Source organism: Paenibacillus roseus (assembly GCF_016424485.1).
Lineage (GTDB): Bacteria > Bacillota > Bacilli > Paenibacillales > Paenibacillaceae > Paenibacillus_D > Paenibacillus_D roseus.
In genome coordinates this window covers 260,043-272,677 of sequence record NZ_JAELUP010000117.1, presented here as the reverse complement: position 1 = coordinate 272,677, position 12,635 = coordinate 260,043, and the positions used below count along the sequence as shown (strand labels likewise).

12 protein-coding genes are annotated in these 12,635 nt (G+C 49.6%); 9 read left to right on the top strand and 3 right to left on the bottom strand.

The genetic code is table 11. From position 1 onward, the window contains the following. The first annotated feature begins 408 nt into the window (after window positions 1-408). The 5 genes from JFN88_RS24195 to JFN88_RS24175 all read left to right on the top strand — a co-directional run bounded on the left by JFN88_RS24195 (window position 409) and on the right by JFN88_RS24175 (window position 6,248). The gene (locus JFN88_RS24195) at window positions 409-2,094 is read left to right on the top strand and encodes an ABC transporter substrate-binding protein (protein WP_199021906.1); all 1,686 of its coding nucleotides are present in this window, start codon (window positions 409-411) and stop codon (window positions 2,092-2,094) included. A gap of 117 nt (window positions 2,095-2,211) precedes the next feature. Next, window positions 2,212-3,150, top strand: coding sequence for an oligopeptide ABC transporter permease (gene opp3b / locus JFN88_RS24190; protein WP_233168389.1), 939 nt, complete (start codon window positions 2,212-2,214; stop codon window positions 3,148-3,150). After that, window positions 3,147-4,181: an oligopeptide ABC transporter permease gene (opp3C, locus tag JFN88_RS24185; RefSeq protein ID WP_199021905.1), complete on the top strand. Its 1,035-nt coding sequence runs from the start codon at window positions 3,147-3,149 to the stop codon at window positions 4,179-4,181. The genes opp3b and opp3C overlap by 4 nt, the downstream gene beginning before the upstream one ends. 13 nt (window positions 4,182-4,194) lie before the next feature. Further along, entirely contained in the window at window positions 4,195-5,253 is a 1,059-nt protein-coding gene (locus JFN88_RS24180; protein ID WP_199021904.1) for an ABC transporter ATP-binding protein, read from the top strand. After that, window positions 5,250-6,248, top strand: a complete 999-nt coding sequence (locus tag JFN88_RS24175) for an ABC transporter ATP-binding protein (RefSeq protein WP_199021903.1) — start codon at window positions 5,250-5,252, stop codon at window positions 6,246-6,248. Before JFN88_RS24180 ends, JFN88_RS24175 begins: the two co-directional genes overlap by 4 nt. Before the next feature lie 240 nt (window positions 6,249-6,488). On the opposite strand, the gene JFN88_RS24170 is transcribed toward JFN88_RS24175, so the two are convergent. After that, window positions 6,489-8,009, bottom strand: coding sequence for an FAD-dependent oxidoreductase (locus JFN88_RS24170; protein WP_199021902.1), 1,521 nt, complete (start codon window positions 8,007-8,009; stop codon window positions 6,489-6,491). A 205-nt stretch (window positions 8,010-8,214) separates the two neighbouring features. Between JFN88_RS24170 and JFN88_RS24165 the strand changes: the two genes are divergently transcribed. Together JFN88_RS24165 and JFN88_RS24160 are read left to right on the top strand one after the other, a co-directional pair. After that, on the top strand, window positions 8,215-8,802 hold the full coding sequence (locus JFN88_RS24165) for a TetR/AcrR family transcriptional regulator (protein ID WP_199021901.1): 588 nt from the start codon (window positions 8,215-8,217) through the stop codon (window positions 8,800-8,802). A 57-nt stretch (window positions 8,803-8,859) separates the two neighbouring features. Then, window positions 8,860-9,759: a cation diffusion facilitator family transporter gene (locus JFN88_RS24160; RefSeq protein ID WP_199021900.1), complete on the top strand. Its 900-nt coding sequence runs from the start codon at window positions 8,860-8,862 to the stop codon at window positions 9,757-9,759. Window positions 9,760-9,768: 9 nt separating this feature from the next. Here JFN88_RS24160 and JFN88_RS24155 read toward each other — a convergent pair whose 3' ends face one another. Continuing rightward, window positions 9,769-10,362, bottom strand: coding sequence for an NAD(P)H oxidoreductase (locus JFN88_RS24155; RefSeq protein ID WP_199021899.1), 594 nt, complete (start codon window positions 10,360-10,362; stop codon window positions 9,769-9,771). A 216-nt stretch (window positions 10,363-10,578) separates the two neighbouring features. Here JFN88_RS24155 and JFN88_RS24150 point away from each other — a divergent pair, with 216 nt between their 5' ends. Both JFN88_RS24150 and JFN88_RS24145 read left to right on the top strand, forming a co-directional pair. Further along, the gene (locus JFN88_RS24150; RefSeq protein WP_199021898.1) at window positions 10,579-10,965 is read left to right on the top strand and encodes a winged helix-turn-helix transcriptional regulator; all 387 of its coding nucleotides are present in this window, start codon (window positions 10,579-10,581) and stop codon (window positions 10,963-10,965) included. Window positions 10,966-10,990: 25 nt separating this feature from the next. Continuing rightward, entirely contained in the window at window positions 10,991-11,671 is a 681-nt protein-coding gene (locus tag JFN88_RS24145; RefSeq protein WP_199021897.1) for a DUF554 domain-containing protein, read from the top strand. Here the strand turns inward: JFN88_RS24145 and JFN88_RS24140 are convergent. Next, complete coding sequence (locus JFN88_RS24140) at window positions 11,643-12,560, bottom strand: DMT family transporter (protein ID WP_199021896.1); 918 nt, start codon at window positions 12,558-12,560, stop codon at window positions 11,643-11,645. The two genes, JFN88_RS24145 and JFN88_RS24140, sit on opposite strands and share 29 nt — an antisense overlap. Window positions 12,561-12,635 lie beyond the last annotated feature (75 nt).

Here is a 12,635-nt window from a genome sequence, read left to right as displayed (position 1 = left end):
GATATAATCCATAGTAATCCTATTAGAATGATTATACAAAGATGTATTTTGTATATTTGCTGCTAGTAGAAACAGGCGAGGCGAGGGAATGAGCCAAGTTTCGTTAAGCAGACAAGATCGCATACAAACACAGATCGATGCTGCCAAACAGTTATATGTTGAAACCAGTCACGCCATGATGCACTGCACAAGGTGAAAGAGGATTTTGAGCGGAACGTTACCAAACCCAATCCGACAAAATAGGGTCTATTTCATAAAATAGCAATTGACAAATCAGACCCAAATATGGAATATTAGATGTTATACCGATTATTTCTATATGAATAGTATGCTAGATCGGTTTAAGAGCGGTCATATGTGTGCACCATGATTATCGCTCTCAAACAAATTTGCAAAGGATGATGATGTATGAGTAACAAGTTAAAGTCTGGTATGCTATCAGTCTTAATTCTGGCGTTTGTGCTGGCAGGATGCTCGTCCAATTCGAAGAGCCAGTCCGAACAGCCAGCTGCCGCGGAAAAGCCGAAAGCGTCCACGCAAGAACCGGCTGCCCCAGCTCCAGTGTCGCAGGAATTAAACTGGATTATCGCAGCGGAAGTGCCGACTGCCGATTCTGTGAAATCATATGATAGAGTGAGTTCCTCCCAAATTGAAATTTTTGCTGAAGGTCTTTACAAAATTGACGGCGATAACAAAACCGTGCCTGTGCTGGCAACTGGCGATCCGGTTATCAGTGAAGACGGCTTGACCTATACTATCCAACTGCGCAGCGGGCTGAAATGGTCGAATGGCGAACCGCTGACGGCGAAAGATTTTGTATACGCTTGGAAGCGGCTATTTGACCCGAATACGGCAGCGCAGCAGGCGAGCACGTACTATAACATCAAAAATGCCCAAGCAATTAACGAAGGCAAGGCTGCGCTTGATACGCTGGGCATTGAAGCGGTAAGCGACACCGAGCTGAAGGTGACGCTGGAATACCCGGATACATACTTTACCTCCTCGCTGACTTCGGTCAATCTGTTCCCTCAGAACGAGAAGTTTGTTACCGAGAAGGGCGATGCCTATGGATCGTCCAGCGAGAACACACTTGGCAACGGTCCGTTTAATCTGACGAACTGGGATGGTACCGGCTTGACCTGGAGCTTTACGAAAAATGAACATTACTGGGATAAAGACAACATCAAACTGGACAAAATCAACATTCAGGTCGTTAAAGAAGTCGGCACAGGCATCAATTTGTATGAATCCGGAGCGGTTGATGTAGCCGAGCTGTCCGGCGAATATATTAGCCAATACATTAACAATCCGGAATATGTCACTGTTTCGGCGCTGTCCGCTTCCAACGTGGAGCTCGGCATCAGCTCGAACAAGTTCCTGCAAAACGAGAATTTGCGCAAGGCGCTGTCTCTTGTCGTTAACCGGGAAGAACTGGTGAAAAACGTATTGATTGACGGCTCCCTGCCGCTGACCGGCATTGTACCGAAGGGCATTGCGGTCAATCCGGATAACGGTACAGACTTTGCGGATGAAGCGGGCGTACTGGCCAAAACCGATGTGGAGGAAGGCAAGCGTCTGTGGGAACTGGCCAAGCAGGAGCTTGGCACAGATAAAATTACGTTTGAGCTGATTACGAGCGACCACGATGCGGCTAAAAAGACGAGCCAATACTTGCAAAGCCAATTCGAGACAAACTTGCCAGGCTTGAAAATTGAAGTCAGCAACGTGCCGACCAAGGTGCGATTTGAAAAAATGATGTCATACAAATTTGATCTTGCGCTTGGCGGCTGGACCGGCGACTTCGATCCGGTAAGCTATTTGAACCTGTTCTACTCGACGTATGAGCATAATCATGCCAAGTATAAGGACGAAACCTATGATGCGCTTATTACCAAAATCAAAACGGAGGATTCCGTGAATCCGCAGCAGCGCTGGAAGGACCTGCAGGAGGCGCAGAAGCTTGCGCTTAGCAAGGCTGTTGTCATTCCGCTCTATCAGGGAGCTTCCAATTATTTGATTAAGTCCAAGGTAAAAGGCGTTGTGACGCATAATCTGGGCACGCCGCTTGAAATTACCCGCGCCTATATTGAGTAGGACTCTGCCAAGTCATAATCCTCGCCAGAGAAAGGTAAAGTCTGTTCTTGGAATAGGCTTTGCCTTTTCTGGTTTCATCCGCTTCATGATGCTCGTACAAGCAAGGAGATGACTCCCATGACTTTTTTCAAATTTATCCTCAAGCGTTTAGCCTTTATGCTGGCAACGTTATTTTTAATCAGCACGATTACGTTTCTCTTAATGAACTTTTTGCCGGGAAGCCCCTACCAGAATGAGGAGAAGCTTACTCCTGTCCAGCGGCAGATGATGAATGAAAAATACGGTTTGGATAAGCCGGCAGGCGAGCGGTATTTGATCTATCTGTCTGGGCTCGCAAAGGGGGATCTCGGCATCTCCTTGCAGTTTGGCAACCAGCCGGTCAGCAAGCTGTTGTCCAGCCGGATCGGACCGTCCATCCAGCTTGGGCTCCAGGCGATGCTGCTGGGAACGGTCGCTGGCATTATACTCGGAACCATATCTGCGATGTACCAAAACAGCTTCATCGATACGTTCGCCTCTTTGTCAGCGATTATCGGACGCTCCATTCCTAACTTCATATTTGCTGTTCTGCTGCAGCTCGTGTTTGCGGTCAGCTTGAAGTGGCTGCCGATTGCATTATGGGATGACGGCTTCCGATCAACGATATTGCCGACCTTAGCGCTTGCCATAGCGCCAATGGCCGATGCAGCCCGATTTATTCGTACGGAAATGATTGAGGTGCTGAACAGCGATTATGCCGAACTGGCTAAGGCAAAGGGGCAAAGCAAGGTGCGCATTGCATTTGTGCATGGTCTTCGGAATGCGCTAATCCCGCTCATCACAATTATCGGACCGATGACCGTAGGCCTCATGACCGGCTCTCTCGTTGTCGAAAACATTTTTGCCATTCCGGGTATCGGGGAACAGTTTGTCAAGTCAATCGTTACGAATGACTATGCGACCATTATGAGCGTAACTTTGCTGTATTCGGTGCTGCTCGTCGTCATTATTTTGATCGTGGATATTTTGTACGGCTTGATTGATCCGCGAATCAGATTGGCAGGTGCAAAGCAATGAGCGAAGCGAAACGCAGCGTGCTGCATATTCCTGACGCTTATTTCGAGCCTGCGGACAGCAACCTGCTCGCGAAGCAAGAGCGTACGGCTCGCCCTTCCATTTCGTTCTATCAGGACGGATGGCGGAGGCTGAAGAAAAACAAGGCGGCAGTCATTTCCCTTTACATTCTAATCGTCATTGTGTTTATCGCTGTGGCTTCCATCTGGTTTACGCCGCGTGATCCGAATCTCCAGCATGTGCCGCATGCCAATTTGCCGCCGCTCATCCCTGGCATGGATATCAATGGGTGGAACGGATATGCGAAAGTAGCGGATAAATGGGTCAATAAATATGAGCAAGCACAGGTGCCGGAAGGCGTCTATTACTATTTTGGCACAGATGCGTTTGGCCGCGATTTGCTGTCGCGGATTTTGGCGGGTACGCGCGTATCGCTGCTAATTGCCGTACTGGCTGCTTTATTCGATTTGCTGATCGGCATTGCCTACGGTCTCATATCGGGCTGGAAGGGCGGCAAGACGGATATCTTTATGCAGCGCATACTGGAGATTATTGCTGGAGTTCCGACGCTGGTCGTTGTCATTCTGATGCTGCTGATCTTTAAGCCCGGCATTGTCTCGATTGTGGTGGCGCTGGCGCTTACAGGCTGGCTCACGATGGCCAGGGTTGTGCGGGCGCAGACGCTTAAGCTGAAGGAGCAAGAATATATTTTGGCGGCGCGCACACTGGGCGTGTCTTCCTGGAATATTGCGATCAAGCACCTGATTCCGAACTTAAGCGGCATTATCATTATCCAGACGATGTTTACGATTCCTAGCGCGATCTTTTTTGAGGCCTTTCTAAGCTTCATCGGGATTGGCATGCGCGCTCCCGACGCATCGCTCGGCACACTGCTGAACGAGGGGTACAAGACGTTCCGCTTTTTGCCGCATCTGATGTGGCTGCCGGCTGCTGTGCTCTGCCTCATTATGATTTCCTTTAATCTGCTGGCGGACGGACTGCGGGACGCGTTTGACCCGAAGATGAAAAACTAGGAGGAGAGGTTCTATGAGTGAATCGCTATTGGATATACGCAACTTAAATGTATCCTTCCAGACCTTTGCCGGAACCGTCAATGCGGTGCGCGGCGTCTCGCTGACTCTGGAGAAAGGCGAAACGCTAGCCCTTGTCGGAGAATCCGGCTCGGGCAAATCGGTCACCTGCCGAAGCGTGATGGGGCTGCTGTCCAAAAATGCGACTATAGAGCAGGGCGAGATTTTGTTCCGCGGCAGCAATCTCTTGGCCAAAAGCGATAAGGAGATGCAGCGTATCCGGGGCAAAGAAATTTCGATGATTTTTCAGAATCCAATGACGGCGCTCAACCCGACGATGACGATCGGCAAGCAGGTAGCTGAGCCGCTGCGCCTGCATCAGAAATTCAGCAGAACGGCTGCAAGGCGGCAGGCGCAGGAACTGCTGGAGCTGGTAGGCATTCCAAGCAGCACGAAGCGGCTGAATGATTATCCGCATCAGTTTTCAGGCGGCCAGCGGCAGCGTATCGTAACGGCTATTGCGCTTGCCTGCGGGCCTGAAATACTGATCGCCGATGAGCCGACCACCGCGCTGGACGTTACGATTCAAGCGCAAATTCTTGAACTGCTGAAGGAACTGCGGCATACGACCTCGATCATATTTATTACGCATGACCTTGGCGTTGTCGCGAATGTCGCTGACCGGGTAGCGGTTATGTATGGGGGCAGAATCGTCGAAATCGGCAAGGTCGAAGAAATCTTTTATAACCCGCAACATCCTTACACCTGGGGGCTGCTGCGCTCGATGCCGACGCTGGACGACAAAGACGGCGAATTGTACGCGATTCCGGGAAGCCCGCCGGATTTGCTATCCCCGGCGCCTGGCGACCTTTTCGCAACGAGAAATGAATATGCTTTGCAGGTGGATGCCCATTATGAGCCGCCGCTGTTCCAGGTTTCGCCGACGCATTACGCAGCTACCTGGCTGCTCGATGACCGCGCTCCATCGGTTATTGTGCCGGAGGCGATTGCGGCCCGTCGGCAATATTATCGTCAGCGGCAAACAGGTCTGACTGCAAAAGAGGGATTGCTATGACAACGAATATATCCGACTTATTGAGAGTGGAAGGTCTGACCCAAACGTTCAAATCAGGCACGGGCATCGTCAAGGCAGTTGATAATATCAGCTTTAGCGTGTACGAGGGCGAAACTTTTGGGCTTGTCGGCGAGTCCGGCTGCGGCAAATCAACAACTGGCCGAACGATTATCCAGCTATATAAACCAGCTGCTGGCAGCATTTTTTTTGACGGCGTTAACTTATCGGGCTTGCGCGGCAAGAAGAACTGGCTCCAGTTCCGCCGCGACGTGCAGATGATTTATCAGGACCCGTATGCTTCGCTAAATCCGCGCAACAAAATCAAGGATATTTTGGGGGAGGGTATTGACGTCCATAAGCTGGCTAAGGGTGCCAAGAACCGCAATCGCCAAGTGGCGGAACTTCTGGAAACAGTTGGGCTAAATCCGGATCATGCGAACCGTTATCCGCATGAACTTTCGGGAGGTCAGCGGCAGCGGGTCGGTATTGCGCGCGCCTTGTCCGTTCAGCCTCGCCTGATTATTTGCGACGAACCGATCTCGGCGCTGGATGTATCCATTCAGGCCCAAATCGTGAATCTGCTGAAAAAGCTGCAGCAGGAGAAGCGGCTGACGCTGCTGTTTATTGCCCATGACCTGTCGATGGTCAAATATATCAGCGACCGGATCGCCGTAATGTATCGCGGCAAAATCGTAGAGCTGGGGGATGCCAGGAAAATTTATCATTCCCCGCTGCATCCGTATACCGAAAGCCTGTTGTCCTGTATTCCATACCCTGATCCGGATTTGGAGAAGAACCGGCGCCGGATCATTTATCATCATCATGAGGAAGCATCAGGCTCCCTCCACCAGATTTTCCCCGATCACTATGTATACTGCCGACCATCCGATGTTGCTTTCTACCAGCAGAAGGGGGCGTCGAAAGAGGCAGGCGGCTTGGATTTGGTGTCGATAACCCCAACCAATACCGGAATATTGGAGGGAGTTGTAGAGTAGCGGAAGGTATTTACTTTAGAGGATGACCCCCAACATCATTTTAAGGCTGCATAGTATACTGTTCAATAGTAGTCGGCAGATTGCGCAAGAAAATCGTCCTTTCCCGAATGGGTTGTGCGGTAACTCCGTTCAAGAAAAGACGGTTTTTTTGTGTCTATTTTTAACATTTAACAAAAAAAAGGCGTCCAGTAGTCAGTTTTCATTGACTATCTGGACAGCCTATTTATACTTATTCGAAGCTTAGGACTTAGCGCCGGCTTGCTGCTTTATCGCTGCCAAAATGCCAAGAACTCGTTCATCATAGGCGTCATCGAAGGAAGGAATCAGCTCGTCAATCCGGGCTTGATACCCTTCAGGCTCTACTTCACCCAACTCTGCCCGCAGTTCCAGTTCCTCTGGCGATCCGCCATCATTCAAGAGCATTGCCAGGATATGCGCATTAAAGAACTCCCGCGGCGGGAGGATCAATCCGTTCATCATGAATACGGCGCCGTGCATGGACTTGTCATTGTGCTCGACAGCAAGCTTTGTAGCCTTCTTGGTATATAAATCAATATATTTCTGTGCGAAAGCGGCACCTTGCAGAACATCTGCATCGCTATGCTCAACCCCATCCCAACGTAAATCCGAAATCGAGCTTAGCCACCAGGCGGGTGCGATCGCTTTTTGAATCCTTTGAAACACACGGCGTTCGAAATCAGGATGAGGGTTGCTTTGCTGCTCTTTCAGACAAGCACCCACCGTTTCAGCTTCTATCGCCGCTACGGTCATGCCCTGACCATAAATGGGATCAAACGAGCATAACGCATCCCCGAGCACGAGCAAGCCCGAAGGCCATTTTTCCATTTGCTCAAAATGATTGCGCACAGATTCCTGAATCCGGTATCCGCGCGGCCCCTGAAGCGGCTCCAATTTCTGCAGAAGTTCATCCAGGCCCTTTGCCTGAACCTCTTTCATTTCTTCAAGAAATTGCTCCGGGTCCGTTGAAGGGTAATGGTTGCCCCCTGCACTGAATAGAAGCGCCATGACAATGTTGTCTTCAATTCTCATAAGCAGGGAAGTGCTGGTCCCCTTCTCGGGATTAGCATCGGACATGATCGACTTCCATTCCTGCTGCATGTGTTCAGGAATATGATAATAACGTGTGCTGTAGCCAAGCGAGACCTTCAGCCGCTCAGTTGTCGGAATCGCATACCCCAACGCTTCGAGCCAGCGGCTTGCCTTGGAGGAACGGCCTGCAGTATCAACCACCAGATCAGCTGTCAACGTGTCTTCGGTCCGCGGTCCGCTGCGGTCTTTCGTCTTGACGCCCGTTATTGTCTGCCTGTCATCAGAGGTTGTCAATCCGGTTACTTCTGTATCCGAAATGATGTGGATATTCTGAATTTGCTGCACACGCTTCCGAATGACCCACTCCAGCAAAGCTCGGCTGCTCGAAGCGCTTTTGTCTGGCGACTGAGCCGCAATCGATCCATGCCGGTTCACCAGAACAGTCTGTTCCAAATGGGCGGGCTGAGCTCCTTTATCCAACATATCATCTATAAAACCGGGAAAAAACTGTTCCAGGATGATTTGGCCGCGCGGTAGCATCCGATGCGGATGAAAGGATTGCGGCACACCCGTCCGGTCAACGGGCTCATCCGGGAAAGTATCTCTCTCCACGATTATAATCTGTTTGAAATAATCCGACAGTACCCTGGCGGTCACTAACCCTGCCATTCCAGCTCCAACTACAATTGCTTTTTCATGATTTTGCACCATTCCGATCCATCCCTTCGTTTATGATTCATCATTCATGAATAACGCTTGCTGTGTGACGGCTCTATCAACTGTTCAGAAAATAATTCCTGCTCGCATCCCAGTTACTCGAGACAGTTTCACCTCACTTTATGTTTGCCAGTATGCAAAATTTGTATGACCCTTTAAAAATCAATTATAGTAATGGATAGGATAGACGGTCAATAAAATGGACAGAACTTACACAGTAGAGGTGATGTGTGACATGCTGACTCGCGCTCATCCGCGTGCAGAACAGTCGAAGCGATGGCTGTGCGAAGCGATGCTCGAAATTTTGAAAGAAAAGCCCTATCACCAGATCACAGTGACGGAGATTTGTCAGAGAGCCGACCTGGTCAGGAAGACCTTTTATCGGCATTTTACATGCAAGGAGTCTGTTCTTATAGCCATTATGGATTGGATGTATGAAGAATTTAATGAGGATGTACAGGCCCATCAGTTGGAGTCCTGCGAGATACCGCTGGCCTATTTTACCTACTGGGAGAAGCATAAGTTCTTTTTGAAAATGGCGGTCGAAAACCAGATGTTCTCATTAATAAACGATCAGTATATTCGGTATCTGCAGGCAATGGAGCCCTGGTTCGGGGAACAGGTTATCGTTAATGAGCTGGAGAAGGAGTATATGCGAATTATGGTGGCCGGCGGTCTGTGGAATATGCTAAGAAAATGGGTCGTTCGCGGCTGTATGGAAACTCCGGAAGAAATGGCCCGCATGGCGATCACTTTCTTTAATTTGGAGGATTGTCAAGCGAGGTAGCGCTTGGAAAGCGCATGACAACAGCAACCGGAAGAACCTTTCACATGGAGGCACTGCATGAATCAGGATCATAAACAATCCACATTCGCCATTTGGTTAAGCTTTATAAGCAATATTATCCTCACCGCAATTAAACTGGTGGTCGGGCTTATGTTCAACAGTCCGGTGCTTGTTGCAGATGGCGTCCACAATGCGGGGGATGTTGTAGCAACGGGGACTGCGCTAAGCTCCATGCGGATTTCCAAGCAGCCACCGGATCAGGATCATCCGTATGGACATGGGAAGGCTGAGGTTGTCGGAGCGGGAATTGTAGCGATCATATTGGGTCTTGCAGCTATATATATGGCTTATCACTCGGTCATGGTGCTGTTCGAGCCTCCGCAGGAAACAACAGTGATTGCGCTTTCGGCGGCATCATTTTCGCTAATCGTCAAACACCTTCTGTACCGGTATACCATGTCGATTGGAAAAAGGCTTAGAAGCAACGGGCTGATCGCAACTGCTTACGATCATTTGGCAGATGTGTATGCCTCCATAGCGGCTGTTATTGGTATCGGACTTGCAATGATCGGGGATCATTATCAAATCGGCATCCTGTCTTACGGCGATCCGGTAGCGGGGATTGTAGTCGCTTATTTTGTCCTCAAGCTCGCTATCCATATGGGAAGAGGGTCTGCGGATGTATTAATGGAGAAAACCGTCGGCGAGGAAAAACTCAATGAACTCATCCAGCTTGTACGATCTGTCCCTGAGGTTAAACGGATCGACAGGGTTCGTGCAAGAGACCACGGTCACTATATAATTGTGGATGTCAGAGTCGGAATACCGGGACAGTTCAGCATCCAGACCGGGCATGACATTGCCAGAACGATCAAGCAAACGATTATGGAGAAGCACGCCGATGTTGGAGAAGTAATGGTACATCTTAACCCCTGGTACGAAGGGGAGGGGCATTAAAGCCCCCCGTCAAGCTTCAAACTCCAGGCCAATGCGGCGCGCTTCGCTCAGGAAGGCGTCGTAATGTGCTTTGGCTTGCTCTTCATTGCCGCCAAAATCAGGTACGGTATTGTACAGCAGATGAACCGTTGAATCTTCCACACCGCAAAAGCTTGCAATATAACTGTTCAACAGTGTATTAAGCAGCACATCACATTCCCGTTTTGCAAATTGCTCTTTTGTCTCCCCAACGAGACCGATCCATTTCACTTTGGATATGGGAATCTTGGCATCCCCGTATGCAAATCCGTAATTCCACACACGATCTATATACCCTTTTAACATTGCCGGCAAGCCGTACCACCAGACCGGGAAGACAAACACAATCGCATCCGAAGTCTGAATTCGCTGGATCTCGCGCTGCACTTCCGGCGAATAGGTTTTTCTAGGATTTGCCCAGTCCGGCTCGTCCGGTGGGTACAGGAGCGGATTGAATTGCTCCGTATACAAATCGGCAAACTCAAATTCATGTCCAGCTTCCACCAGCCCGTCTGTCACTTTCCTGGCTATACTTAATGTAAGAGAATTTTGTCTTGGATGTGAAGCGACTACAAGTACCTTCAATGCCAATCCCTCCGTCTTTATATGAAATTTTCCTAATCATTACAAAACCCGCGGTTGAATGTTATTATAAGAGCTATAGCTCAAAAGCAACAGTAGGCACTTTCATGATCTATGGGCACATCAATGTTCTATAGGATCATCGAGTATCCTTGGGATCTTGGACTGCCCCTTTACATGTTAACTTGCTTGATTCGCGGTTGAAAGGAGATGGAGGGCATGGATCACAAAGAGTTCTATAGAAAAACCGGAGTCGAAGTAACGCTGGAGGTGATCGGGGGGAAGTGGAAAAGCATCATTCTCTACCACCTGACTACTGGAAAAAAGCGCACTAGCCAATTAAAAAAGCTGACCCCGAACATTACGCAAAAAATGCTGACCAAGCAGTTGAGGGAGCTTGAATGCGATGGAATTATCAGCCGGACCTTCTATAATCAGATTCCGCTTAAAGTTGAATATGAGCTTACGGAATACGGCTGGAGCTTGAAGCAGTTGCTGGATAGCGTATGTGAGTGGGGGGAGAGGCACGCCGTACTTTGCGACAAGCACCGCCCGGTTGATACCGGAGTTGAGGGAGCAGGAGTAGATTCGGAGTGGATCAAATAATAGACAGAAGAGGAGAGCCGTCCCCATGATTGGAACGATCGTCAACGTTGCAGCTATCATTGCCGGTAGTGTTGCCGGAAGCTTGTTCAAGAAAGGGATGAAAGAGTCGTATCAGGAAATACTGATGCAGGCCATGGGACTGGCTGTGACTGCGCTCGGCATCTATTCCATCGTTAAATATATGCCGGACAGCAATTACCCGGTCCTGTTCATAGCAAGCCTGGCGATCGGAGCATTAATCGGCCAGAAGCTGGATTTGGAGAGCCGGTTCCAGCAAGTTGTATCCCGCTTTTCCCAAGGAAACCTGGCGGAGGGACTGTCGACCGCCATATTGTTATTTTGCATCGGCACACTCTCCATCATCGGGCCGATTGAGAGTGCGTTGAATGGCAATCATACATACCTGTATACGAATGCAATTTTGGACGGTGTTACTTCTATTGTACTGGCATCGACATTTGGAATTGGCATTATTTTTTCCGCTGCAGTGCTGTTTTGCTGGCAGGGGCTTTTGTATCTGCTGGCAGGCTCGGTAGCCGGATTTCTGACGCCGGAGCTGCTTACCGAAATTTCTATTGTTGGCGGCATTTTGATACTCGGCTCAGGGATCAGCATTCTGGGCATCCGCAGCTTCAAGATGATGAACCTGATCCCGTCGCTAGTGGTCCCGGTTTTATTCATTGTGTTGAAGAACGGACTGGGTTAGTGCCTCTCAATTGTTTGAGCGACTTCAGATTTACCAGTACGATTCCGAGCATAACCGTAATTCCTCCTATTGCAGATAATAAAGACACAGGCTCATGATAAAGCAATGCGCCGAGTACCAGCGCAATCAGCGGCGAGACATAGAGCCAGGTTGACGGGAATACAGGATTCGTCTTCGACACAAGCCAATAAAAAATCGTATGTGCGACCATGGAACCGGCAGTAGTCAAGTAAATCAGAGACAGCAGGGACTTCGGCTCCAGTATGGACGCTGGGGTCACGCTCTCTGTGAACAGTGACAGCAGAAGCAGCATAACCCCGCCATATAACATCTGGGCTGCATTAAGCGCAATCGGAGAGGTATCCTCGAACCGACGAATGACACGCTGCGAATAGACGGTCCCTGCGGAATAACAGAACTCCCCTGCCAGCAAGACCAGACTGGCCACAATCCACATGATACTGAATGAGATTGTAACACCCGGAACAACCAGAAGAATGACGCCGATTGTTCCGACCAGACACCCTGCCCAGGTGCTGACAGGGAGCTTTTGTCCAGATGCGCGATTTTGAAGCAGTATAATCATCAGCGGTCCTGTAGCGGACAACACTGCTGCAACACCCGAGCTGATATACTGCTCGGCCCAGTACAAGGCTGCGAATACACCGAAGGTCAGGGCGGCTCCCGTCAGCACCATTTCTTTGCGAAGCAGCAGGGACAGTCTCGCTTTTCCCCTCCATACCGACCACAATAACAGGATAGCCCCCGCCAGGAAAAAGCGGATGCCTGCCGAGAAGAATGGCGGCGCTCCCGTGTCCACCCCTATTTTAATTGCCAAAAAAGTAGTCCCGAAAATCAGACACATGACAATGTAATTGATGAAAATCATTGATGCTTCCCCCATTTCTAAAACCTATTGTATATGATCTGCAACAGAACAGAAGAAACTGGATAGAACAGATTG